The sequence below is a fragment of the Holophaga foetida DSM 6591 genome (genome assembly GCF_000242615.2).
In the GTDB taxonomy this organism is placed as follows: Bacteria; Acidobacteriota; Holophagae; order Holophagales; family Holophagaceae; genus Holophaga; species Holophaga foetida.
This window is the reverse complement of the sequence record NZ_KI912269.1, coordinates 78,450-102,341: the sequence shown is the minus strand read 5'-3', so window position 1 is coordinate 102,341 and position 23,892 is coordinate 78,450. Positions and strand designations below refer to the sequence as shown.

Below are 23,892 nucleotides of genomic sequence, written 5' to 3'. Positions count from 1 at the left end.
GGGATTGAGTGGAAGTCTATATGATTTCCTAATAACTAGGCGGATGGCAAGGCGTGAGTTCGGAAGACCCGGTAGCCCAGACTCATGGCCGAGCGATGGGCTTGGGCGGTGAGGCCGTCCCGCTGGTTAGGCGGAAGTTCTGGGGTTCCGGCCATCCGGGAAAGGAACCGCTTCCGGGAGATGGCGATGCAGAAAGCCTCCGCAGGCCAATCCAGGCGATCTGGAAGGGTTGGCAGACACTCCCACATGGCAAGGTCCTCCAGATACGAAGTGCCGAAACCGAAGCCCAGGTCCAAGAGGATCCGCTCCCGGGGGATCCCTGCCGCGAGCAGGCGGTCCCGCACTTCCCGGAGCTCTCCGATGGCCGTCTCCGCAGTGCAGGGGCTCGGGTCATCATAGGAGGGCATGACAAATGTCTTGCCCTCCATGCGGTTCCGCATGGCGATCACATCACAGCCGCTCTCCACGGCCAGGGCCAGCATGGCCGGATCCCTGAGGCCGGCAACGTCGTTCATGATGGATACGCCGTTTGCGAGGGCCAGTCTCGCTGTGGAGGCGTGGCGGGTGTCCAGGCTGAGGGGGATCCCGGGAAGCTCTGTCCTGAGACGGGCGAGCACCGGGGCGATGCGCTGCCACTCCGCTTCGGGAGAGACGTAGGCTGCCCCGGGGCGGGTACTTTCCGCTCCCAGGTCCAGGATCGAGGCCCCCGCCTCGACGAGGCGCCTGGCCTGAACCAGCGCGTCCTCCAGGGCAAAGTAACGCCCCCCATCACTGAAGGAATCCGGGGTGAGGTTCAGGATTCCCAGGTAGCGGGGGGCGGGACCGGCATTCCAGACCATGTCAAGCGTTGCCTTCGGCAGCGGGCTCCTCAGGGGAGATGCTCTTGGGGGGCAGGATGCCGCCATCCATGAGGATCGCCACGTCGCCACCGTCCAGGGTCTCCCGCTCAAGCAGGGCCTCGGCGATGCGCACCAGGGCATCCCGGCGTTCCAAAAGGATCCTCTTGGCCCGTTCGTAGTTGCTCATGACGATGTTGTGGACTTCCGAATCGATGAGGCGGGCGGTCTCTTCGCTGAGGTCGCTGCGCTGGGTGAAGTCACGGCCCAGGAAGATCTCCTGACCGCCCCCGCCGTACTTGAGGGGGCCCACCTTGGAGCTCATGCCGTATTCGGTGACCATGGCCTTGGCCATGTCGGTGGCCTGCTGGATATCATTGCTGGCGCCGGTGGAGAGCTGGTTGAAGATGATCTCTTCGGCGATTCGGCCACCCATGCATACGGAGATGCGGCTCTCCATGTAGTCCTTGGTGGTGTTGTAGCGGTCGCGCTCCGGGAGCTGCCAGGTGACGCCCAGGGCCCGGCCCCGGGGGATGATGGTGACCTTGTGGACAGGGTCGCTGTGGGGCACGGCGGCGGCCACGACGGTATGACCCGCTTCGTGGTAGGCCGTGACCTTCTTGTCCTCTTCGGTCATCACGAGGCTGCGACGCTCGCTGCCCATGTAGACCTTGTCCTTGGCGTTCTCGAAGTCGATCATCTCGACCCACTTCTTGTTGCTGCGGGCCGCGTTGAGGGCGGCTTCGTTGCAGAGATTGGCCAGATCGGCGCCAGCGAATCCGGGGGTTCCCCGGGCGATGACTTCCAGTTCGACATCGGGAGCGAGGGGGATCTTCTCGGCGGTGTGGACCTTGAGGATCTCGGTGCGGCCCTTGAGGTCGGGGCGGTCCACCACCACGCGGCGGTCGAAGCGCCCGGGGCGTAGGAGGGCGGGATCCAGGACATCGGGGCGGTTGGTGGCGGCGATGAGGATGACGCCCTCGTTGCCTTCGAATCCATCCATCTCCACCAGGAGCTGGTTGAGGGTCTGTTCGCGCTCGTCGTGGCCTCCGCCAAGACCTGCGCCGCGATGACGGCCCACGGCGTCGATTTCATCGATGAAGATGATGCAGGGGGCGCTCTTCTTGCCTTGCTCGAAGAGGTCGCGCACGCGGCTGGCGCCCACGCCCACGAACATCTCCACGAAGTCAGAACCCGATATGCTGAAGAACTGAACCTTCGCCTCGCCCGCGATGGCCTTGGCCAGGAGGGTCTTGCCAGTGCCCGGAGGGCCCATCAGCAGCAGACCGCGGGGAATCTTGCCACCCAGCTTCACGAACTTGGCGGGATCCTTGAGGAATTCCACGACCTCCTGAAGCTCGGCCTTGGCCTCGTCGCAACCGGCCACATCCGCGAAGGTGATGCGCTTGGCGTTGGTATTGAGTCCCTTGGCCCGGGCCTTCCCGAAGGAGAGGGCCTTGTTGCCGCCCATCTGGGCCTGGCGCATGAAGACGAACCAGAGGATGACGAAGACCAGGAGGGGACCCCAGAACATCAGGATGTAGACGAAGTTGTTCTCGCTGGGCTTGGCGGCCTTGAACTCGCCGAGCTTGCCTTCGGTCTTCCAGTCCAGGATCGCCTGCCCCAGGTTCTGGAGGGGAGGGGCGATGGTCTTGAACTTCTCGATGGTTTCACCGTTGGCCCCCTTCCTGGGGGTCTTGTAGGTGCCTTCGAGGTCCTGGCCCGTCAGGGTGATGCTCTGGTATTGGCCTTCCGTGCCTTCGGCATAGAAGGTGGAGAAGGGAATCTCCACGGTGCGGCCATTCTGGGGGATCTGTTTCAGGGCCAGCAGGACCAGGAGGATGATTCCGATCCAGACCAGCGCACTCTTCATCATGGAATTCAAATGGACCTCCAGCGCAATGGGCCGAAATGACAGTCTATCCTAGCCCGGTTGTCCTGGGATGCAGTATCCACCCAGTCATTTCAGGGGTCAGATTCCAGGAACCCCAGGTTTTGGGCTTGCCGGGACGACGGTTGAGGTGAGGAAGCAGCCAGTCCGCCAGATCCCGCAGGTGGCGGGCTTCCCGGGGCCAACCCAGGTCCCGGAAGGCTGCCTCCAGGACCCAGTGCAGTTCCGAGATGGACCAGGAGCCATTCCAGCGGATGGCGGGCAGGGGGGCCTTCACCAGGGACCAGCGGGGGCCGTGCCAGGAGGCCACCTGGGCGTTCCTGTAGGCCAGGAGTTCCCGGATCTGGGTGTGGGTCTCCCAGAGGTGATGGTCCAATGCCGGGGCTTCCTTCCGGATCTCAGGCAAGAGGGTCCGCCAGCGGTTCCTGGGGGTGAACGGTTCCTGGTTGGATGCGTCCTCCCGCCAGGGGATGTCTTTGAGACGAAGATAGGCTCTCAGATCCTCCCGCCTCACCTCGATGAGGGGTGACCAGCGGAGGTCCTGGCGGGGGGGCAGGGGGGTCAGGGAGCCGAGGCCTCCGCCCCGGGCCAGGCGGATGAGGATGGTCTCGGTGTGGTCGTCCAGGGTGTGGCCCGTGGCAACGATGGAGGCACCGCAGGATTGCGCCTCGGACCTCAGCCAATCCCATCGGAGTTCCCGGGCCGCCATTTCCAGGCCCAGACCCTCCTGGGCAGCGTGCTCCTTCACGTTCAGCTGGACTTCCGCCAGGTCCAGGTCCAGATCGCGGCAGAGCTGACGCACGAGGATGGCGTCCCCTTCGGCTTCCTCGCGAAGGCCGTGATTGGCGTGGGCGACGGCCAGTTCGAGTCCGAGATTGCGCCGGATGCTCCACAGGAAGGTCAGCAGGGCCACGGAGTCGCCGCCCCCCGAGCAGGCCACCAATACGCGGCCATCGGGCAGTTCGTCGCGGCGGGATTGGATCTGTCGGAGCCAGGTGGCTTCTTGGCGGTTCAAGGGAAGTCCGGGAGCAAGGGAATGCAAGTGTGAATGGTGGGGGGTGTCGGATGCAAGCGGGGCTTGGAGAATCCTGGCGCTCACGCTATGCTGGCTGCTCTGCCGGCGTGGCGAAATTGGTAGACGCGCTAGACTCAAAATCTTGTTAGGTAACCCCTAGTGCCGGTTCGAGTCCGGCCGTCGGCACCAGATACTGTCCGGGGGGCGCAAGTCGCAAGGCGACTGGCGCCCCCCCGGAGCCCCCCTGGCTGAGGAACCCGGCGGAGCCGTGCTCCTCAGCCTCGCTACGTTTGGGGTCGCGGAGCCGTGTGCCTCGGACTCAGCACTCTGGGGTGACTGGGCGGAGTGCGATGCATTTCCTCGGGTTCGGGTGGGTGCTCATCGTTATGATGGGAGCGATACCTCTTGTCACGAGTCCGTCTGGGTTCCTGGAACGCGCAGGGGCTTGACTGGTCGAAGGTCCATCCAAACTCCTTTCTGAAAGGCTCTTATGCTGCGCCGAACCATTCAGGTCGACGAACGACTGTCCCTGCCCCAGACCCTGCCCTTGAGTCTCCAGCACCTTTTCGCCATGTTCGGCGCGACGGTGCTGGTGCCCTTCCTCTTCAAGGTCAATCCCGCCACCTGTCTGCTGATGAATGGTGTGGGCACCCTGATCTACCTCTTCATAGCCAAGGGGCGGATTCCTGCCTACCTGGGCTCAAGCTTCGCCTTCATCGCACCGGTCTTCGCCGTGATGGCCAAGCCCGAGTTCGGCGGCTATGCGGCCGCCCAGGGCGGCTTCATCGCCTTCGGCCTCTTCTTTGTGATCGTGAGCCAGGTCGTGCGGGTGGCTGGGACCAAATGGATCGATGTCATCTTCCCTCCGGCTGCGATGGGTGCCATTGTGGCCATCATCGGGCTGGAACTGGCTCCGGTGGCGGCCGATATGGCCGGGCTCACCGGCAAGGTCAGTGGAAGCTTCACGATCAGCTCGGCCATCACCGTCTCCATCGTCACGCTGTTGCTGACCATCCTGTGCTCTGTGCTCCTGCGGGGATTCCTGGCAGTCATCCCGGTGCTGCTCGGCGTGGTGGGCGGCACTGTGCTTGCGCTCATCATGGGCAAGGTTGATCTGGCGGCCATCGCCGCCGCTCCCTGGTTCCAGGTGCCCACCTTCTACAAGCCCACCTTCCATCCCCAGGCCATCATGATGATCATGCCCGCCGCCCTCGTGGTGCTGGCGGAGCACATCGGGCACCTGATGGTGACCGGCAACATCGTGGACCGCGATCTGATGAAGGACCCCGGTCTTCACCGCTCCCTCCTGGGGGATGGCATCTCGAATATCGTCTCGGGCTTCACTGGCGCCACCCCCAACACGACCTACGGCGAGAACATCGGCGTCATGGCCATCACCAAGGTCTACAGCGTGTGGGTCATCAGGGGCGCCGCCATCATCGCCATCGTGGTGAGCTTCTCCGGCAAAATCGCTGCCACCATCCGGGCCATCCCTGTGCCCGTCATGGGGGGCGTCTGCCTCCTGCTCTTCGGCGTCATCGCCGTGGCCGGTATCCGGATGCTGGTGGAAAAGAAGGTCGACTACACCAAGCCCCGGAACATGGTGCTGACCAGCGTGGTCCTGGTCAGCGGCATCAGCGGCGCCGCTATCAAGCTCGGCACCGTGGAACTCAAGGGCATGGCCCTCGGGACGGTTGTCGCCATCATCCTGAGTCTGGCCTTCTGGATCTTCGACAAGGCCGGGATCAGCAACGAGGGGCCCGAGATCGAGGCTGACGTCTAGGAAAAGAAGGACCCACGCGGAGGCGCGGAGAGCGCGGAGAAAGAAAAGTGATCCTGCTTTTCCTCCGCTTCTCCGCGCCTCCGCGTGAGATTGATCTTCAGCCCCCGCAGCCCTCGATGAAGCGCTTCGACTGGGCCAGGGCCTGGAGCTCGAAGAGACGGCTGCCCTCCACCAGGCGGAGGCGTCCCTGGCGCACCCAGGCGCAGAATACGGTCTCCTCCTTGTAGATCCACTCCATCCCCCAGCGGAGGGTTGGCAGGGCCGCTTCAAGGTGTTCGGGGAAGGGGAGGGGATCCTCTGGGTTCATGCCCAGGCTGGTGGCCTGGATGACACCCACGGGTTGGAAGTCCGCCACCTCCTGGGGGGGGATGGGGTTCCGGCGGGAGAGGGTCAGGCAGGGACGGCCCATGGCTTCCACGACCGTCCTTGAGGATCCGGCAACCCCCCCGCTGCCCAGGACCAGTACTGGCCCCTTGGGCAGTTCAAGGAGGCTGTACTCCAGGGCCTCGGAATCGGTGTTGGCGACGGAGAATGGGAAGCCTGGAAAGCGGCGCCAGAGGGTGTTCAGGGGGCCAGGCACTCCCATGAGTGTCGGCAGGCTGTCCTTGAGGGGCATGGTGAGACTGGCTCCCAGGATCTCAAGGGACTCCAGTGCCTCCATGGCCTCTTCTGCCCCATCGCACTCCAGGGGAAGGTAGAGCAGGTCCTTGAATGCCTTCTGGAATCGATCGTTGTGGAAAGCGGGCCCACGGGAGTGGAGGACGGGGGACCCGAAGACGCCGCAGAGTCCAAAGGCCGGGGACAAGCGGTGGCAGCGCCAGCTCCGCATGGTGCCCAGGGGCAGCTGGCCGGGGGCGGCGGGGGGGACATCATCCGGGGCGGCATAGGTGAAGGAACCTCCCCAGGCCCCCTGCATGCAGCGACTGGCAATGCCTTTGGCACCCATGAGGAAGGCGGAAAGGGGAATTTGCCGATCCCGGGCCCAGGCGAGGATGGGTTTGATGCGTGCGTTGTCGGAAAGATGGCCAGCGTGGCCGACCCACTTGAAGGCATCTCCCGTTGGGAGTTGGCCCAGGCGCTCCTCCAGATCGAAGACTCCCGGGCTCACATGGACGCTTCTCAGGATCCGCAGATGGGTTCTGTGCTCCTGGAGCCAATCCGGAACCGCCAGATCCCACTCCCAGTCCATCCAGATCGGTTTGCATTCCGCGGCCGCCTGCATCAGGGCCTGGCGTCCGCTTTCATCCTCGTCGGGCCAGCGTCCCCCGTCCGAAACCCGGCGGCAGGTTACAAGACACCGACGGCGAAGGGTCCGGATGGCCTCTTCCAGGTCCAGGCCAGGGAAGAGATCCAGGCGCAATTCCGGCATGGCTTCCGGTGGCAGGATCCGGGCACAGGCCAGGGCCTCGTCCCAGGACGGGTGACAGAGGGTGACGAGGTAGAAGGGCAGTGCGCTCACAGGGATTCACTCCGTTTGGCGGCCTGCCAGGAAGCCTCCATGCTCTCCAGGTTCTGCGCCTCCCAGCCACCATGGGTCATGGCCATGTCTTCGACCGACTTGAAGCGATTCTTGAAACGTTGCAATTGACGACGCAGGGCCCGGTCCGGGTCCAGCCCCTTCTTTCGGCCCCACTGCACCAAGCTGAAGAGCACGTCTCCGAACTCCTCTTCTACCCGGTTCATCTCACTCTCGGCCTGCAGTTCCCCGATTTCCTCCCGCACCTTGTCCAGGGCGCCATCCAGGTCGGGCCACTCGAAACCTACCTTGGCGCAGCGGTGTCCGATCTCGAAGGCTTCGTCCAGTGGGGAGAGGCTCCGGGCGATTCCATCCAGCAGGCGTTTCTGGGGGGCCTGACCCAGGGCCGCCTTCTCCTCCTGCTTGATGGCTGCCCAGTTGACCAGCACCTCCTCGGCACCGGTTACATCCACGTCCGCGAAGACGTGGGGATGACGCCTCACCAGTTTCTCAACGGCCATGCGCTCCACATCGTGGAGATCCCAGGCGCCCCGCTCCTGGGCCAGCTGGGCGTGGAAGGCAATCTGGAGCCAGACATCCCCCAGCTCTTCGCATAGGTGCCGCTCCCTTTCCGGGTTGCCGATCTCATGGGCCGCCAGGGCATCCAGGGTCTCCGCAACTTCTTCCCTAAGGTGCTCCGCAAGGGTCTGGTGGTCCTGCTTGGCGTCCCAGGGACACCCGGTGATCGGATCCCTCAGGGCAGTCATGATGGAGCGAAGAGTGGTCGGCTTCATAGGCTCCAGTGTACCGGCCGGATCCGGATCCAGTCACCCCCCAAGGGACGTGTCCATGCAGGTTATTCGGCTACGAACCGCAGGGACACGCTCCTTGGGGCGGAGTGCAGGGAAGAATCCCCCAACAACCCAACCTAGATACCTCTCCACACCCCGCCTGCCAATAAGATGCCGACCAAAGGGGAAAAGATTCCCTTCAGCGGCGTTGGATGATGATGACTTCCACCTGGTGAGCCCCGAACACGACGTTGATGCAGTGCTCCTCCGGATGGGGTACAACGTAGCCTCCCGCATCCTGGGCAACCTGGCTGAACATGGCCATGAGCTGGGCGGGAATCGACGGGTCGTTCGGCGCTGTTGGATTGACGAGTCTTCGGGCTTCGCACATGGTGTCTGACCTTTCTGGGGACTCGGGAGTTCCTGTTTCCCTCCCAATGTGGTGCTGTTCCAGCACTCAGGCAAGGCACCGCGGAATGGTTTTCCTTGATGAAGCCGGAAGCTCTCCGGTCTGCATGCGTTCGGGTAGGAGTGGCAGGGCCTCTGTACCTTCTGGACGAGTTCTTCCCGTTCATGAATTAGGTGGGAACCCGCGCTTGCCCCGGGTGGGAATGCACCTACATTACGCGTGAGGACACACCTCACAGCGTATTCTTCCGGCAGCGAGGCGCACCATGTCTAAGAGCATATCCGTAAATAACGCTCCCATTCGAGGCCGCCCAATGCGATCATTTCCCAGGGAGGATGCATGGGAAAGATCAAGGCTTGGGAGGTCTCCGATGCGTTCTGGGAAAAGGCTGCAACCTTGATTCCATCCCCCCAAAGAGACCCAGGGAAAACCTATCAACGGAAAGCTGGAGCTGGGCGCCCCCCGATGGACCCCCGCAAGGTCTTCGAGGCAATCGTCTATGTGCTCCGGACCGGCATCCAGTGGAAGGCCTTGCCAAAAGACATCTATGGAAGCCCAAGCGCCATCCATACCTACTTCCAGAAGTGGCACAGGGCTGGTTTCTTTACCGAGCTTTGGCGAGCAGGGCTGGCTGAATATGACGAGATGGAAGGGATCGCTTGGGAGTGGCTGAGTATTGATGGGAGCCAAGGAAAGGCTCCGCTCGCCCAGGAAGCCGTGGGGCCGAACCCAACGGATCGGGGGAAAAAATGGAAGCAAGGTCAGCCTGCTGGTGGACGGGCGTGGGGCCCCGCTGTCTCTCGTCGTGTGCGGCGCCAACCGGCATGATGTGACCCAGCTTGAGCCCCTTTTGGATGCTCTGGTGGTGCCGGAAATGCGACCCGACCAGGTGATTCACCTCTGTGCTGACAAGGGGTATCGCGGCATGCCGGCCAACGAAGCCATGTGGGATCGGAACTATGCGCCGCACGTGCCGGTGGCCGAGGAAGAGCGGACGATCATCCTGAACGATCCTGACCACCGCCCCCGGCGCTGGGTGGTTGAAGTCGCCCACTCCTGGTTCAAGCGGTTCCGAAAGCTGTTGGTCAGGTTTGAGAAGACCGTTGCCAGCTTTGTCGCCCTCCTGCACTTGGCGGCAGCCGTAATCTGCTGGAGAAAGGCTGGAGTAATTTAAGGATAAGTTCTAAGCCCCTCTCATCCCTTCCCCCGAGCGTCGAGATCCGGTTGGCCGGATGGGCCAGGATCCAAGAGGGCGCTCGGCATCTGCACGAGAAGAGGTTCCGCCCCACCATTACTCTCTCCCGGGAATTCGGGTGCGAGGGCTTTCCTCTGGCCGAGCGCCTCAAGGATCTGCTCGAAAATGCGTCCGGGGAGCCCTGGAACATCCTGGACAAGGCTCTGCTGGAAAGGGTGGCCCAGGATGAAGGGATTTCTCTGCGGCTTCTCCGGAATCTCGGTGACACAACCCGGCTCCTGGAATCCCTGGGGCTGAACGCTGCGGATCACGTCACTCATGACAAGGCCTTCGAAAAGGTCGCCAAGCATCTCGTGGAGATAGCGGCCGTGGGGAACGCCGTCATCGTGGGGCGCGGCGGATCGATCCTCTGCCACTCACTGAAGAACTGCTACCACTTCCGCCTGGAAGCCAGCCTGCAGTGGCGGATCCATTCCATCGCGGCCAGGCTGTGTCTTCCTGAGGAGGAAGCCTGTGAACTGGTGCGAACCAACTCCCGTAACAGGGAGAAATTCATCAGCGAGTCCCTGGGCGCTAATGTGGCGGACCTCACGTACTACGATGGGGTATTCAATAACGAACGCCACACTGTGGAGGCCATTGCGGAAGCCATCCTGGCTTATGTGAAGCAAGCCTGGGCTGATAAATCCTATTTCAAATGAGGGTGCAGAATCCCTAAGATGGATTCATGGCGATGCTCGCTGGTGGATCTGTCTCATGTTTTATTCTTGCCGTATTCCCGCTCTCCTTCTCGTGGCTGTCCTGACTGGTTGCGGGGGAAACAGTGCCCCGGAGGGGTTCTCATCGAACGAGTGGCGGAATGAACAGGGCGGATTGCCGGGCTTGGCCCAGGCCCATCGCTGGATCGGTCAGGATACGGTTCGCCGCAAGCAGCGGGGGTTGGCGGTGGAGGCCTGCTACCGGGCCTTCGCCTTTTCCCATCAGGGTGCCGAGGACATCCTGGAGGATTTTCCCCGACGCAAGCGCTACTACCACCAGATCAATACGACTTGGCTGCCGGAACTGGCCCTGAAGGCTCAGCGGGGCGAGGGAGGCTTCGGGTCCCTCCTGGCTCAGGAACTGGAAAACGAGGCTCAGCGGTGCTGGAATCCGAAATCCGTGGATGCATTGCGGACCGCCGCTCAGCGGATACGGACGCTATAGCACCTTGGGCACCTGGAAATGGCCGTGCTCCTGGGCAGGGGCATTTTCGAGGGCCTCGGTCTGACTGAGCCCCTCTCTGGGTTCATCCCCCCGGCGGGGTAGGGGCAGGTCCTGACCATGGGTGGTGGCCTCAATCCCTTCCAGGTCGAGAGCGTCGAGGCTCTTGGCGTGGCTGAGAAGCTGGGTCATCGCACGGCGCATGGGCTCGATCTCTTCCTCTCCCAGGCTGAGGTGGGTAAGAAGGGCGCAGCGCTGTACATCCTCGCGGGTGACTTCCATGGTCAAACTCCTAGAGCTTCAGGTCCGAATCCGCGTTCGTGGACCAGGGGGATTCGGGCAGCGGGAGAAGGGCACCAGCGGAGGCGATCATGGCACCATTGTCCGTGCAGAGCCGCGGTTCGGGGATGGCCAGGCGCAGGCCCAGACGCTTGGCCACTTTCGCGGCCTGGCTCCGCAATTCCGAGTTGCAGGCGACGCCACCCGAAATGACCAAGCTTCTGGCCCGGTGGGCCTGGGCATAGTCCGGCAAGGGTTTCAGGAGCCAGGATGCCACGGTTTCGTTGAGGCTGCGGCAGAGGCTCTGGACCCGCGGATCCTCCGGCCCTGCCACATCCAACCCGGGATCGCTGGCGATGCGGAGTTTCATGGCTGTCTTCAGCCCGGAAAAGCTCCAGGAGGGCTTCCCGTCCCGGAACTTGGGGGGGGTGAAGAGCTTGGCCGCCGTCTCGGCCCGCTGGGCGCAGCGGTCCACGATGGGGCCGCCGGGATATCCCAGGTTCAGCATGCGGGCGGTCTTGTCGAAGGCCTCCCCGGCTGCATCGTCCCGGGTCTTCTGGAGGAGCTCGAGGTGGGTCCAGCTCTCGGCCCGGTAGAGGTGGGTGTGTCCTCCAGAAACCAGGATCACCAGGGCCGGGAATTCCAGATCTGGTGCGCCGAAGCGGGCGGCGTTGAGGTGTCCCAGGAGGTGGTGGACTCCCACCCATGGAAGGCCCGCTCGCCAGGCCAGGGCCTTGGAGGCACTGAAGGTGGTCAGCAGGGAGCCCACAAGTCCCGGGCCCTGGGTGACCGCCACGCGGTCCAGGTCCTTGAGTTGGACCCCGGCCTGGGCCAGGGCCTCGGCGGTTACGCCCCCCAGGTTCAGGAGGTGGTCCCGGGCGGCGAGTTCCGGTACGACCCCGCCGTAAGGGCCATGAAGTTCATCCTGGCTCCTGCGGATCATGGAACGGAGGAGGGGGCCCGCAGGGGTCTCCTCGACGACTGCGGCGGAGCAGTCGTCACAGGATGATTCAAGACCAAGAAGGAGCATTCAGGCACCTATTGCATTCCGCCCGGGCGGGCCTTCCAGTCTAGCCTCCCGGAGCGGCATTGGCCTCATTCGCAAAGGTGTCGCCAAGGCCATCGATTCCATCGATGGCGGCAATGAGAACATATGATAATGCCAATGTCTTTTTTTGATGACCGGATGTGATAACCTTAGTATCGTGATTTTTATCACGTTTACAAGTGGTTTTTGTTAGCCGCTTTTGCATGGTTTGGGCATCTTGTGGGCGATCTATGGAGATTTAGTCCTCTTTTGGGTTGTTGGGGCTAAGCCGTTTGTCCACTTCGCTATAGGCAAGGATGACCGTGTGTCGCCTTTGTTATTAAATAAATAGATATCAACCAATTGTTCTGGCGATCGCTTGGCTTGGACATGCAAAGGGGTTTGTATGAAAAAAGTGATGACTGCTAAACAGGCTGCAAGGCTCATCCCCGACGGGGCTACCGTCGGTGTGAGCGCCATGGGGCTGGCTGGCTGGGCTGAGGAGGTCGCCCAGGCCATCGAACAGCGCTACCTGGGTGAATCCCATCCCAGGGGGATCACGTTGATCCATGGGTCCGGGGTGGGCGACTGGAAGGCGCGGGGCATCACCCGCTTCGGGAGAGAAGGCCTGGTCAAGCGATGGATAGGGGGCTTTCTCGGGTCCGCGGCCGGGCTCTCCCGCCTGCTGATGGAGAACAAGCTGGAGAGCTACTGTCTGCCCCAGGGAGTGATCATCCAGCTTTGGCGCGAGATTGCCGCCAAGCGCCCCGGCCTCATCACCAAGGTGGGGCTCGGAACCTTTGTGGACCCCAGGGTGGAGGGCGGCAAGATGAACGCCGCCGCTGTCGAGGATCTGGTCAAGGTGGTCCAGTTTGAGGGCGAGGAATACCTCTTCTACAAGTCCTCTCCGGTGAACGTGGCCCTGATCCGGGGCACCTGTGCTGACGAGAACGGCAACATCACCATGGACAAGGAGGGGATGCTGCTGGAGGCCCTGCCTCTGGCCCAGGCGGCCAAGAACTCCGGGGGTATTGTCATCGCCCAGGTCGAGCACCTGGTCAAGAACGGGACCCTCAACCCCAAGGATGTCCGGGTTCCCGGCATCCTTGTGGACCACATTGTCGTGGCCGATTCCCAGGACAACTGCTGGCAGACCGAGGGGCTGTACTACAACCCGGCCTTTGCGGGAGACATCAAGGTCCCCTTGGGGACCCTGCCGGAACTTCCCCTGGACGAGCGCAAGATCATTTCGCGCCGCGCCGCCATGGAACTCTCCGAGGGGGATGTGGTCAACCTCGGGATCGGCATGCCCACGGATATTGCTTCGGTCGCTGCCGAGGAGGGCGTCAGCGACCTGATGACCCTCACCACGGAAGGGGGGGGCATCGGCGGAGTGCCCGCAAGCCAACCCAACTTCGGCCATGCCTACAACGCCGAGGCCATCGTTGAGCACCACGCCCAGTTCGACTTCTACGATGGCGGTGGCCTGGATGTGGCATTCCTGGGCTTTGCCCAGGCAGATCAGGTCGGCAATGTGAACGTCAGCAAGTTCAAGGGGCGTCCCAACGGGTGTGGCGGCTTCATCAACATCACTCAGAATTCCAAGAAGATCGTCTACTGCGGTTCCTTCACGGCTGGTGGGCTCGAGATCGAGGCCAAGAACGGCAGACTCTCCATCCTCCAGGAAGGGAAGAACACCAAGTTCTTCAAGGAGGTGGAGCAGATCACCTTCAGCGGAAGATACGCCTCCCGGATCGGCCAGCCCGTGCTCTACGTGACAGAACGGGCTGTGTTCAGGCTCGAGAAGGGCGAACTGGTCCTCATCGAGATCGCCCCGGGTGTGGATATCGAAAGGGACATTCTGCGGCTGATGGCCTTCAAGCCCCGTATCGCACCCGACCTCAAGCTCATGCCCAGTGAGATCTTTCAGCCCAAGTGGGGTGAGCTGGAGCGCCTCATCAAGAACGGCGTCGAGATGATCGCCTGACCCATTCCCAAAGGTAAACCCTGAAGGCATGTCGAGTGGACATGCTGGTATCTGCTAGGAGAATTTGCTGATGCAATTCGAATTGTCCGAAGAAAACAAGATGATCCAGAAGCTCGCGAGGCAGGTCGCCGAGACCTACATCGCACCCAGCGTCCAGGAGCGGGACGAGGAGGAACGCTTCGATCGCGCCCTCTTCGACAAAGTCGCCAGCTACGGCTTTCAGGGCATCCACTACCAGGACCAGTACGGCGGATCCGGGGGCGACTACCTGAGCTACATCATCGCCACGGAGGAGATCGCCCGGGTGGATGTGTCCCTCTGCATCGCCATCGGCGGTGGCGGGCTGGGAGGCTTCCCCATCCACTCCTATGGCACTGAGGAGCAGAAGCAGAAATACCTGCGCCCCTTGGTGGAGGGCACGGCCCTCGGCGGTTTCGCCCTCACCGAGCCCGGCGCCGGCAGCGATGCCTCCGCCCAGCAGACCACTGCGGTGCTCGAAGGGGACCAGTGGGTGATCAATGGCAGCAAGTGCTTCATCAGCAACTATGCCGACATCTACCTGGTGATCGCGGTGACGGATCGCAGCAAGGGGCTCAAGGGCCTCAGCTGCTTCATCGTGGAGAAAGACACCCCCGGCTTCACCATGGGCAAGAAGGAGCACAAGATGGGCCTTCGTTCCGCCGTCACCACCGAGATCATCCTCCAGGATGTGCGGGTGCCCAAGGCCAACCTTCTGGGCAAGGAGGGAGAGGCCTTCAAATACTGCATGCAGACTCTGGATGTGGGCCGCATTGGGTGCGCTGCCCAGGCCCTGGGCATCGCCCAGGCCGCCCTGGAGCACTCCATCAAGTACGCCAAGGAGCGCTGCCAGTTCGGCAAGCCCATCGCGGCCAACCAGGGCGTCTCTTTTATGCTGGCTGACATGGCCACCAAGGTGGAGGCCGCCCGTCTCCTGACCTACCAGGCCGCCTGGCTCAAGCAGAACGGCAGGCCCTACGGCAAGCAGGCTGCCATGGCCAAGAAATTCACCACCGACATCGCCATGGAGGTCACCACCGACGCCGTGCAGATCTTCGGCGGGTACGGCTACAGTCGCGAGTACCCTGTGGAGAAGCTCATGCGGGACGCCAAGGTCCACCAGATCTTCGAAGGCACCAACCAGATCCAGCGGATCGTGATTGCCGGTAATCTGTTAAAGTAGTTCGTTTAAATACAAGCCAAGACATGCAATCTGGGAGGCATTGGATCAAATGAATATCATTGTGTGCATCAAACAGGTGCCCGACACCACCGAGGTCAAGATCGACCCCGTGACCAACACCCTGATCCGCCAGGGCGTGCCGAGCATCGTGAACCCTTTCGACAAGAACGCCCTGGAGACGGCCCTTCAGCTAAAGGAGCAGCATGGTGGCAAGGTGACGGTGCTTTCCATGGGGCCCGCCCAGGCCAAGGAAGCCCTCAAGGAGTGCCTGTCCATGGGCGCCGATGAGGCTGTCCTGGTCAGTGACCGTGCCTTCGGTGGCGCGGATACCCTGGCCACCAGCTACACCCTGGCCGCCGCCGTCCGCAAGCTCGGGCATTTCGATCTCATCATCTGCGGCAAGCAGGCCATCGACGGCGACACTGCCCAGGTGGGCCCCGAGATGGCCGAGCACCTTGGCATCGCCCAGCTCACCTATGTGTGCAAGCTGGAGGTGAACGGCAGCACCGTCCGCGCCCAACGTGAGCATGAGGAGTGCCACGAGGTCGTCGAGGGTCAGTTCCCGATGGTGGTCACGGTTGTGAAGACCATTAACGAACCCCGCTACAGCTCCTGCAAGGGGGTGCTCCGGGCCCTGCGGTCCAATATCCAGACCTTGACGGCCCAGGACCTGGCCGTGGACGAGACCAAGCTGGGGCTCAAGGGTTCCCCCACCCAGGTTCGGAAGATCTTCTCCCCCTCCAAGCGCACCGATGGCGTGAAGATCCAGAAGGCTACGGCCCGGGAATCCGTTTCCGAGCTGATGCAGAAACTCGCCGACGCGAAAATCGTGTAGAAAAGGGATCCAGATTATGGCTGTGAAGGTAATTGAAGATCAGTGTGTGGGCTGCTCCGCCTGTGTGAGCGCATGCCCTTTTGATGCCATCTCCATGAACATGGACAAGGCTGTGATCGGCGACGCTTGCACCCAGTGCGGCGCCTGCGTGGACACCTGCCCCGTGCAGGCCATCGTCCGTGAGGCCGAAGAGAAGACCGTCGCCATCGACAAGGATGCCTACAAGGATGTCTGGGTCTACCTGGAGATCGCCGAGGGGCAGCCCCGTAATGTCGGCTTGGAGCTCATCGGGGAAGGCCGCAAGCTGGCGGATGCCATGAAGCAGAAGCTGGCCGCCGTCATTATCGGCGACGGTGTGGCGGATCTGGCGAAGGAGGCCTTCGCCTACGGCGTTGATCAGGTCTACCTGGTGGAGGCCCCCGAACTGAAGCACTACAACACCGATGGCTACACCATCACCATGACGGATCTCATCAATACTTACCGTCCTTCGGTGGTCCTGATGGGTGCCACCAACGATGGTCGGGACTTCGGTGCACGGGTGGCCTGCCGCGTCCACACCGGCCTTACGGCCGATTGCACGGACCTTGGCATCGACGAGGCCACCGGCCTCGTGGCCTGGACCCGTCCCGCCTTCGGCGGCAACATCATGGCGACGATCCTCTGCCCCGAGCACCGTCCCCAGATGGGCACCGTCCGCCCCTCCGTGTTCAAGAAGCCCGTTGCGGACTACAGTCGTGCCGGCGAAGTGATCCGGGTGGCCAGCAAGGCCAAGGCTGCCGACATCCGCACTCGGCTGGTGGAAGTCATCAAGCTGGCCGGGGCCGCCTGCAACCTTGAGGAGGCAGAGATCATCGTCTCCGGCGGTCGCGGCATGAAGAAGGCCGAGAACTTCGCCCTGCTGGAGGAGCTTGCCGAGGTCCTGGGCGGTGCCGTGGGCGCCTCCCGCGCCGCCGTGGACGCCGGTTGGCTGCCCTCCATGCACCAGGTGGGCCAGACCGGCAAGACCGTCGGCCCCAAGATCTACTTCGCCGTGGGCATCTCCGGTGCCATCCAGCACGTGGCGGGCATGTCCTCCTCGGACATCATCATCGCCGTCAACAAGGATGCCCATGCGCCGATCTTCGATATCGCCACCTACGGTGTCGTGGGTGATGCCCTGGAAGTCGTGCCTGTGATGATCGAGGAGTTCAGGAAGGTCAAGGCCCAGGCCTGATCTGGACTGAGCTGCGGGAACTGACGGGGTCTTCGGACCCCGTTCTTTTTGTCAACAAACCCGCCCCGCGGCATCTCATTGCATTAGAAGGTTTCACGCCGATGGCCGGGCTGGTAGGCTTCCAGCCAAGGCAGCGCCGCTCTCAAGGGAGAAAAAGCATGGTGGCATCCAGCAAGAAGGTGTTCGTTCTGGACACGAATGTCCTGCTCCATGATCCGATGGCCATCTTCCACTTCCAGGAGCATGACATCGTGATCCCGATCGTCGTGATTGAGGAGATCGACAACTTCAAGAAGGATCAGTCTGAGATCGGTCGCAATGCCCGCTCCGTCTCGCGACAGATTGACAAGCTGCGGGCCCTGGGCACCCTGAGCAAGGGGGTCACCCTGGAGGGCGGTGGCTCTCTCAAGGTGGACGTGACCAACCACGCCCAGGACAACTCGCTCTTCGTCCTGGACAAGCACAAAGCCGACAATCAGATCCTCGGATGCGCCCTGGAGCTCTACAAGTTCCGGAAGGAGAAGGTGGTTCTGGTCACCAAGGACACCAACCTCCGCATCAAGGCGGATGCGGCCGGGATCCTGGCGGAGGACTACTTCACGGATCGGGTGGAGGTGGATGAGCTCTACCCCGGTACGGCCTCCTGGAGTGTGGATGCCTCCCTCATCGAGATGCTCTACGATGGCGGGCTGCTGCCGGAGGAAGGGGATCGCTTCCTGGCCAACCAGTTCGTGACCCTGGTGGACCAGGCCGACGAGAATCACACTGCGCCTGGGCGTTTCATGGCCAGCGATGGCCGCATCCACCCCCTGCGTCGCCTGGATGCGGTGCCCTGGGGGGTGAAGCCCCGCAACCGGGAACAGCAGTTCGCCCTGGACCTCCTCCTCGACGACTCCATCCAGGTGGTGACCCTCCTGGGGAAGGCGGGCACCGGCAAGACCCTCCTGGCCATCGCCGCAGGGCTTCAGCAGGTGGTGGACGACGAGCGCTACAACAAGCTGCTGGTGAGCCGTCCCGTCATGCCCATGGGGCGGGACCTGGGCTTCCTTCCCGGCGATGTGGAGGAGAAGCTGCGGCCCTACATGCAGCCCATCTATGACAACCTCGACTACATCGTGAGCGCCAATACCGAGATGCGCCGCCGCACCAGCATGACCGTAGCCCAGCTGGAGGAGGGGGGCTATTTGGCCGTCGAACCCCTGACCTATATCCGCGGGCGCAGTATCCCCAATCAGTACATCATCGTGGACGAGGCCCAGAACCTCACGCCCCACGAGGTCAAGACCATCCTGACCCGGGCCGGGGTGGGCACCAAGATTGTTCTCACGGGGGATCCCTACCAGATCGACAACCCCTATGTGGATTCCAACACCAATGGCCTCAGCTTCCTGGCAGAGCACTTCAAGCAGGTGGATGTGGCTGGCCACGTGACCCTGCTCAAGGGGGAGCGCAGCCATCTGGCGGAGCTGGCCAGTAACCTGCTCTAGGAGATCCCCATGGCGGATGCGAGTTGGGATAACGGGGGGGTGGTCCCCAAACCCAAGGGCTGGTCCACCTGGACCAAGGTGGGGCTGGGCTGCGGGATTGTGGTCCTGCTCTTCTTCGCCACCTGTGTTGGGGGCGGTTTCCTGATGTTCAAGGCCGGTGGACGGGCCATGGACAAGGCCTGGGTCCAGATGCGCAAGAGCGCGGAGATGGCCCGCACCAAGGAAGGGGCCAGGGCCCTCTATGAGGCCAACCCCGGGCTATCGCAGCGCTATCCCACGGTGGAGGATTTCCTGAAGGCTTCCGAGGCCTGGCGGCCTCGCCTGGGCGAGATCCCAGTGGAGCGGCCTGATCTGAAAACGCTCATGGATCCCAAGAAAGGCGGAGGGCTGAAGATCGAGAGCCAGTCGGAAGCCCACAGCGGGAAGCGCGTGCGCATCGCCTACCGCTTCTCCTCCGGGGGCAGCCTCGTGCTCGAGATGGAGGACAAAAGCCTGACAGACATCCGGGTGGAGTAACCAAGGCTGGATGAACGCCCTCATTTAAGCCAATATGCTTTCATGAGTACCGTTTCGATTCAGGCTTCCCTCGACCTTCTTCTGAAGGGCACCGTCACCTGCCATACCCGGGAGGCGCTCCAGGCCCGGCTCTCCCAGGGACGTCCCCTCCGGGTGAAAGCTGGCTTCGACCCAACGGCTCCTGACCTTCACCTCGGCCATGGCGTTCTGCTTCGCAAGATGGCCCAGTTCCAGAAGCTCGGGCATACCGTCATCTTCCTCATCGGCGACTTCACGGCCATGATCGGCGATCCCACGGGCAAGAAGGCCACCCGGCCTCCCCTTTCCCGGGAGGAGATCCTTGTCAACGCCGAGACTTACAAGGCCCAGGTCTTCAAGATTCTCGACCCCGAAAAGACCGAGGTCCGCTTCAATAGCGAGTGGTCCGACCCCCTTCACGGCCCCGACTGGATCCGTCTGGCTTCCAAGTTCACCGTGGCCCAGATGCTGGAGCGCAATGATTTCCAGAAGCGTTTGGCCGAGAACCAGCCCATCAGCTTTCATGAACTGCTCTATCCCCTGATGCAGGCCTATGACTCCGTCGCCCTTCAGTCCGACGTTGAGCTGGGCGGCAATGACCAGCTGTTCAATCTCATGCGGGGCAGGGATCTCCAGGAGTCCTTGGGTCAGCCAGCCCAGATCGTGCTGACGGTGCCCCTCCTCCTTGGCCTGGACGGTGTGGAGAAGATGTCCAAGTCCCTGGGGAACTACATCGGCTTCTTCGAGGATGCTGACACCCAGTTCGGCAAGGCCATGAGCATCTCTGACACCCTGATGTGGGACTGGTACCTGCTGCTGACGGACAAACTGCCGACTGAGATCGAGGCCATGAAGCTGGGGCATCCCATGGATGCCAAGAAGGCGCTGGCCCGGGAGATCGTGGGCCAGTTCCATGGGCACGAAGCGGCCCAGAAGGCCGAGGAGCAGTGGATTCGCCGCTTCTCTGAGCGCAAGACTGACGATGCCCCTGAGGTGACCTTGGAGCCCACGGAGGGCGAGATGGCCCTCACTCGTCTCCTGGTGGATCGGGGATTGGTGGCCAGCCGCAAGGAGGCCGAGCGGTTGATCACGCAGGGGGCCGTGAGCCTTGACGGAGAGAAGGTCTCGGATCCCCAGTTGCGTCTGGTGCTCAAGTCCGGGGATTCCCGGCTCATCAAGGCAGGCAAGCTCAAACTCGAACGGTGGGTGGTGCGATGACATTGACGGCCCTGCTGGATCTTTTCAGGCATCGGCGCGAGGGGGCGACGGGTGTGTGGAGGCTGGGGCAGGAGCCGTACCGGACCGTCTTTTTTGATGCCGGAGATATCGTCTTCGCCCAGAGCACCTTTCCGGCGGATCGCCTAACCAGTCTCCTGGTGGAGAAGGGCAAGCTCACCCAGGCTCAGCTTGATTACGCGCTTGCCAATCTCAAGCAGGGCATGAGCATCGGCAAGAACCTGATCGAAATGGGCTTCATCACCCAGCGGGATCTGCTGGATATGGCCAGGCTTCAGGTGGAGCGCGTGGTGTACGGGGCCATGGAGACTCCGGATGAGAAGCCTGAGTTCAGGGAGCGGGAACTGGAGAGTTCGGTGGTGCGTCTCCCCATGGACACTTCTCTGCTGCTCCTCAACGGCCTGCTCAACCTCAAGGACCGGGAATCGATCCTCGAGACCCTAGGGCCCCTCAACCAAGTGGTTGTCCTTCATGGACGCCAGCTGGGTCAAGTGACCCTTCCCGCTGATCTGGCCAAGCTCACCCCCTTTCTGGATGGCACCCACACCCTCTTGGAGCTTAGTCGGGAGAGCCTGACCGAGCCCATGCGCCTGGGGGCCTTCGCTCTTTTCCTGCGGGAGATGGGCTTTGCCAAGCTCCATGAGATGCCACCCATGGATAAGCTGGCCCTGGCCGAGGTCCTCTCTGGAGAGCCCGAGCCCCTGTCTGCCGCCTTGCCTCCCGCTGCTCCCTCGGAGCCGCCCATCGATACCGTTCCTTCCCTCTTCTCCACCATTGAGGATGCGGCTCGTCCCACCACCAATCTGGAGCATCTCTCCCGGGCTTTTGATTCCCTTGATGAACGTGAGGCGCTGCCTTCGCCTTCCGATTCCCCCTTGGAGGAGGTCGACGATGCCTCAGGGGATGAGCTGGATGTCGATCCTCAAACCGGATTCACGGCGGAAAGTGGTCAGGCCATTCTGCCCACCCCTCAGTTCGAGCTTCCGGTCATTCCCGAAGAAGAAGAGCCCCGGATAACCCTCGGCCCTGAGACGGTGCCCCCCGTGGAGCTGCCGGAAGCCGTGCGGGGGGAGCTGGAGGAGCCCGAGGACATGGAGACGTCCGAGGTCAAGGTTCGTGGCGGCGTCCTGAAGTGGCTTCTGCTGGCCGCTGCCATCCTCCTGCTGGCAGGAGGTGGGACCTGGGCCCTGCGACGCACCCGACGCCCCTCCTCGGATCTCCAATCCAGTAAACCCACCCCTCTGGTGACCAAGCCGGAAGCGAAGCCCGTGGAGGTTCCTCCCCAGATGGCTGTTCCTCCTCCCCCGACGGCTCCAGAGCCTCAGCCTCTGGATGCCTCCCCCGCCGGTCGTCTGGCGGCCCTCCAGCGGGGGGATATGGTCCTGGCTCTGGCTCAGGGGGCGAAGCTCCTGGAAGAGCGTCCCAAGACGTCCTGGGCTCTGCGCCTGGAACTTGCCTGTCAGCCCGAGACCGTGAAGCGGGCTGTGGAGTTGTTCAAGGGTGAGCAGGCTGATCTCTTCATTCGTCCCATGCTGCTTCGGGACGGTCGGGACTGCTATCAGATCTTCTACGGTGAGTTTCCGAGTGCAGCTGCCGCCGAAAAGCAGGCACCCAGGCTCCCTGCTGCTTTCAGAAACGACGGGAACCGTCCAAGGCCTTACAGGATGGATGCTATTCCTTCCAAGCAGTAACTCAGCCACCTTTTGCAAGCCCCCGGTCGAGACAGTTTGTCTTTTCCGGGGGCTTTTTCGTGGCTACTTGTAAGAGCTGTACCGCTTTTGCAAAATGTCGCTTTTTATGTCGACGTTTCCTTCTTCGCAAGGCTGTATGTCCACCCATTTGGGTGCAAACCTTTACAAAGCGATAAATCGGGCTAAACTGGTTGACTGGGTCTACGGACCCTTGCTGTTTCCGGGAGCCCCATGGATCTACAGACCTTTGTTGGCGAGAACGTGAGCCGTGCCTTTTCGATCTGGATCGAGGGCATTCAGGTCCAGTTCCTGCCCGCAGCGGAGCGTCGGGCGCATACCGGGGGCTTTCTGGCCAGGGTACGGAGCATCACTCGGCTGGCGGCACCTGTGGTGATTCCCTTCTTCTGTCTGCATTGTGCTCGGCCCCAGGTCTCTCTGGCTCAGAGAGAAAGGCAGATTGTTGAACGGGCCCCCTCTCTTCCCAAGCCTGCTCCCGAGTTCATCTACACAGAATCTGGTGTAGCCAGTTGGTACGGCGGGCAGGGGGATGGATTCGGCGGTCAGCGCACTGCCAGTGGGGAAGCCCTGGATCCTGCGGGACTCACCTGTGCCCATCGCACGCTCCCCTTCGATACGCTGATCGAGGTGGAGAATCTGGATTCCGGCAAGCGGGCCATCCTCCGGGTCAACGACCGGGGACCCTTCATTCGCGGGAGGGTTCTGGATGTTTCCCTCCAGGCTGCTCGGGAACTCGGCTTCCTGGCTTACGGGACGGCTCGGGTGCTGTTCCGGGAGGTCCGTGAGACATCTTTCGAGGCGTCGCTCGATTCGGTGGAACCCGATGCCCTGGTGATGCCCTCCAACCTTGGGCTCCTTCAGAAGGCTCTGGAGCTGGTCTTTGGTCCCTCGGCTTACCAGCAGGCTCAGAGCTCCAACGGCCGGGATGTGAAACGACTCAGGGCTGGGGCTTTCCTTTCGCCGGTCGAAGCTGGGAAAATGCCTGATGAGCCCATCAGTCCCTTGCCCCACGTCGATCCTTTCATCTTCCGTCGTTCCTGACGGTGTCCTGCTGCTGATCCCCGCTGGGGGGCGCGGTCTCCGGATGGGGGGCGGCGTTCCCAAGCAGTTCCGGGACTGGGGGGGGGTGCCGCTCCTGAGGGCGACCATCAAGGCCTTCCAGGGGCCGGGAATGCCTCCCCTCAGGGCTGTCTCTCTTGCGGTGCCTCCCGATCGTCTGGAGGAAGTGCAGGGGTGGGACCTCGGGGTTCCGTCCTGGGTGGTGGCGGGGGGGGCAACCCGTCAGGCTTCCGTGATGCAGGCTCTTGGCGCTGCAGCGTTAGCCGAGGATATTCCCGTGCTGATCCATGATGCCGTGCGCCCCTTTCCGCCGCCTGAGCCCATCCGTCAGGCCTTGGCTGCCCTTGACTCGTGGGATGGGGCTGTCCTAGCGGAGCCCTCCACCGACACTCTGAAGCGGGTGGATGCCGAGGGGCGTGTGTTGGCCACGGTACCCAGGGAGGAGATCTACCGGGCCCAGACCCCCCAGGTCGCCAGGCTGGGGGTCTGGAGGCGTGCTTTCGAATGGGCTGCCCAAGTGGGATACGAGGGGACGGATGATGTTTCTCTCCTGGAAGCCCTCGGGCTCCGGGTCAGGATCATTCCATCCCCCTCTTCCAACCTGAAGCTCACCACGCCGGAGGATTGGGGCAGGGCTCCGAGGGGGTGACCACAGTGTGTGGTTTCCATGCCCACAGGTCCGTCTTTCGTGTGTGGGTTTAAGTGTTGAAATAAAAGGTTTTGATATTGGGAATGAATCTTGCTCT

General features: G+C 62.4%; 22 protein-coding genes and 1 tRNA gene. 15 read left to right on the top strand and 8 right to left on the bottom strand.

The features are described 5' to 3' along the window. Positions 1-35 precede the first annotated feature (35 nt). The 3 genes from folP to tilS are packed head-to-tail and all read right to left on the bottom strand — an operon-like array spanning position 36 to position 3,742. On the bottom strand, positions 36-839 hold the full coding sequence (folP, locus tag HOLFODRAFT_RS21815; RefSeq protein WP_005033867.1) for a dihydropteroate synthase: 804 nt from the start codon (positions 837-839) through the stop codon (positions 36-38). A gap of 1 nt (position 840) precedes the next feature. Next, positions 841-2,721, bottom strand: a complete 1,881-nt coding sequence (gene ftsH / locus HOLFODRAFT_RS0215920; RefSeq protein WP_005033865.1) for an ATP-dependent zinc metalloprotease FtsH — start codon at positions 2,719-2,721, stop codon at positions 841-843. Positions 2,722-2,755: 34 nt separating this feature from the next. Beyond that, a complete protein-coding gene (gene tilS, locus HOLFODRAFT_RS23495) occupies positions 2,756-3,742 on the bottom strand; it encodes a tRNA lysidine(34) synthetase TilS (RefSeq protein ID WP_005033863.1) in 987 nt (328 codons plus the stop codon). 101 nt (positions 3,743-3,843) lie between these two features. Here tilS and HOLFODRAFT_RS0215910 point away from each other — a divergent pair. Both HOLFODRAFT_RS0215910 and uraA read left to right on the top strand, forming a co-directional pair. After that, positions 3,844-3,931, top strand: a tRNA-Leu gene (locus HOLFODRAFT_RS0215910). Positions 3,932-4,232: 301 nt separating this feature from the next. Then, entirely contained in the window at positions 4,233-5,525 is a 1,293-nt protein-coding gene (gene uraA / locus HOLFODRAFT_RS0215905; protein ID WP_005033859.1) for a uracil permease, read from the top strand. Positions 5,526-5,622: 97 nt separating this feature from the next. Here the strand turns inward: uraA and HOLFODRAFT_RS0215900 are convergent, their stop codons facing one another. From HOLFODRAFT_RS0215900 to HOLFODRAFT_RS24655, 3 genes are all read right to left on the bottom strand, one after another. Next, positions 5,623-6,984 (bottom strand): bifunctional type I 3-dehydroquinate dehydratase/shikimate dehydrogenase, encoded by a 1,362-nt coding sequence (locus tag HOLFODRAFT_RS0215900; protein ID WP_005033856.1) that lies wholly within the window; start codon positions 6,982-6,984, stop codon positions 5,623-5,625. Next, complete coding sequence (mazG, locus tag HOLFODRAFT_RS0215895) at positions 6,981-7,775, bottom strand: nucleoside triphosphate pyrophosphohydrolase (protein ID WP_005033854.1); 795 nt, start codon at positions 7,773-7,775, stop codon at positions 6,981-6,983. Before mazG ends, HOLFODRAFT_RS0215900 begins: the two co-directional genes overlap by 4 nt. A 196-nt stretch (positions 7,776-7,971) precedes the next feature. Beyond that, positions 7,972-8,163, bottom strand: a complete 192-nt coding sequence (locus HOLFODRAFT_RS24655; RefSeq protein WP_005033853.1) for a hypothetical protein — start codon at positions 8,161-8,163, stop codon at positions 7,972-7,974. A 357-nt stretch (positions 8,164-8,520) separates the two neighbouring features. Here HOLFODRAFT_RS24655 and HOLFODRAFT_RS24130 point away from each other — a divergent pair. The 3 genes from HOLFODRAFT_RS24130 to HOLFODRAFT_RS0215870 all read left to right on the top strand — a co-directional run bounded on the left by HOLFODRAFT_RS24130 (position 8,521) and on the right by HOLFODRAFT_RS0215870 (position 10,579). Then, positions 8,521-9,355, top strand: a protein-coding gene (locus tag HOLFODRAFT_RS24130) for an IS5 family transposase (RefSeq protein ID WP_148300513.1) whose coding sequence is annotated in 2 segments (ribosomal slippage) — positions 8,521-8,922 and positions 8,924-9,355 — 834 coding nt in all. Because the reading frame shifts where the segments join, the coding sequence is not laid out codon by codon here. A gap of 50 nt (positions 9,356-9,405) precedes the next feature. Further along, positions 9,406-10,077, top strand: coding sequence for a cytidylate kinase-like family protein (locus HOLFODRAFT_RS0215875; RefSeq protein ID WP_005033847.1), 672 nt, complete (start codon positions 9,406-9,408; stop codon positions 10,075-10,077). A gap of 55 nt (positions 10,078-10,132) precedes the next feature. Continuing rightward, complete coding sequence (locus tag HOLFODRAFT_RS0215870) at positions 10,133-10,579, top strand: hypothetical protein (RefSeq protein ID WP_005033844.1); 447 nt, start codon at positions 10,133-10,135, stop codon at positions 10,577-10,579. Here HOLFODRAFT_RS0215870 and gatC read toward each other — a convergent pair. Continuing rightward, positions 10,574-10,858 carry an Asp-tRNA(Asn)/Glu-tRNA(Gln) amidotransferase subunit GatC gene (gene gatC / locus HOLFODRAFT_RS0215865; RefSeq protein ID WP_005033842.1) on the bottom strand — a complete coding sequence of 95 codons (285 nt, stop codon included), beginning with the start codon at positions 10,856-10,858 and terminating at the stop codon, positions 10,574-10,576. The genes HOLFODRAFT_RS0215870 and gatC overlap by 6 nt on opposite strands. Positions 10,859-10,868: 10 nt before the next feature. Further along, on the bottom strand, positions 10,869-11,885 hold the full coding sequence (gene tsaD, locus HOLFODRAFT_RS21805) for a tRNA (adenosine(37)-N6)-threonylcarbamoyltransferase complex transferase subunit TsaD (protein WP_005033841.1): 1,017 nt from the start codon (positions 11,883-11,885) through the stop codon (positions 10,869-10,871). Between the two features lie 403 nt (positions 11,886-12,288). Here tsaD and HOLFODRAFT_RS0215855 point away from each other — a divergent pair, with 403 nt between their 5' ends. The 10 genes from HOLFODRAFT_RS0215855 to HOLFODRAFT_RS0215810 all read left to right on the top strand — a co-directional run bounded on the left by HOLFODRAFT_RS0215855 (position 12,289) and on the right by HOLFODRAFT_RS0215810 (position 23,795). Beyond that, complete coding sequence (locus HOLFODRAFT_RS0215855) at positions 12,289-13,869, top strand: acyl CoA:acetate/3-ketoacid CoA transferase (RefSeq protein ID WP_005033838.1); 1,581 nt, start codon at positions 12,289-12,291, stop codon at positions 13,867-13,869. A gap of 70 nt (positions 13,870-13,939) precedes the next feature. Further along, positions 13,940-15,070, top strand: coding sequence for an acyl-CoA dehydrogenase (locus tag HOLFODRAFT_RS0215850; RefSeq protein ID WP_005033837.1), 1,131 nt, complete (start codon positions 13,940-13,942; stop codon positions 15,068-15,070). Between the two features lie 49 nt (positions 15,071-15,119). Further along, on the top strand, positions 15,120-15,905 hold the full coding sequence (locus HOLFODRAFT_RS0215845; protein WP_005033836.1) for an electron transfer flavoprotein subunit beta/FixA family protein: 786 nt from the start codon (positions 15,120-15,122) through the stop codon (positions 15,903-15,905). Between the two features lie 16 nt (positions 15,906-15,921). Beyond that, a complete protein-coding gene (locus HOLFODRAFT_RS0215840; protein WP_005033834.1) occupies positions 15,922-17,121 on the top strand; it encodes an electron transfer flavoprotein subunit alpha in 1,200 nt (399 codons plus the stop codon). Between the two features lie 158 nt (positions 17,122-17,279). Continuing rightward, positions 17,280-18,608: a PhoH family protein gene (locus HOLFODRAFT_RS0215835; RefSeq protein ID WP_005033832.1), complete on the top strand. Its 1,329-nt coding sequence runs from the start codon at positions 17,280-17,282 to the stop codon at positions 18,606-18,608. Positions 18,609-18,617: 9 nt separating this feature from the next. Continuing rightward, positions 18,618-19,124, top strand: coding sequence for a hypothetical protein (locus HOLFODRAFT_RS0215830; protein ID WP_005033829.1), 507 nt, complete (start codon positions 18,618-18,620; stop codon positions 19,122-19,124). 42 nt (positions 19,125-19,166) lie between these two features. Further along, on the top strand, positions 19,167-20,360 hold the full coding sequence (gene tyrS / locus HOLFODRAFT_RS0215825; RefSeq protein WP_005033826.1) for a tyrosine--tRNA ligase: 1,194 nt from the start codon (positions 19,167-19,169) through the stop codon (positions 20,358-20,360). Next, the gene (locus HOLFODRAFT_RS0215820) at positions 20,357-22,069 is read left to right on the top strand and encodes a cyclic di-GMP-binding domain-containing protein, MshE-related (RefSeq protein WP_005033824.1); all 1,713 of its coding nucleotides are present in this window, start codon (positions 20,357-20,359) and stop codon (positions 22,067-22,069) included. The genes tyrS and HOLFODRAFT_RS0215820 overlap by 4 nt, the downstream gene beginning before the upstream one ends. Before the next feature lie 231 nt (positions 22,070-22,300). Further along, positions 22,301-23,128 (top strand): septal ring lytic transglycosylase RlpA family protein, encoded by an 828-nt coding sequence (locus HOLFODRAFT_RS23490; protein WP_005033822.1) that lies wholly within the window; start codon positions 22,301-22,303, stop codon positions 23,126-23,128. Further along, positions 23,073-23,795: an IspD/TarI family cytidylyltransferase gene (locus HOLFODRAFT_RS0215810; RefSeq protein ID WP_005033820.1), complete on the top strand. Its 723-nt coding sequence runs from the start codon at positions 23,073-23,075 to the stop codon at positions 23,793-23,795. The genes HOLFODRAFT_RS23490 and HOLFODRAFT_RS0215810 overlap by 56 nt, the downstream gene beginning before the upstream one ends. Positions 23,796-23,892 lie beyond the last annotated feature (97 nt).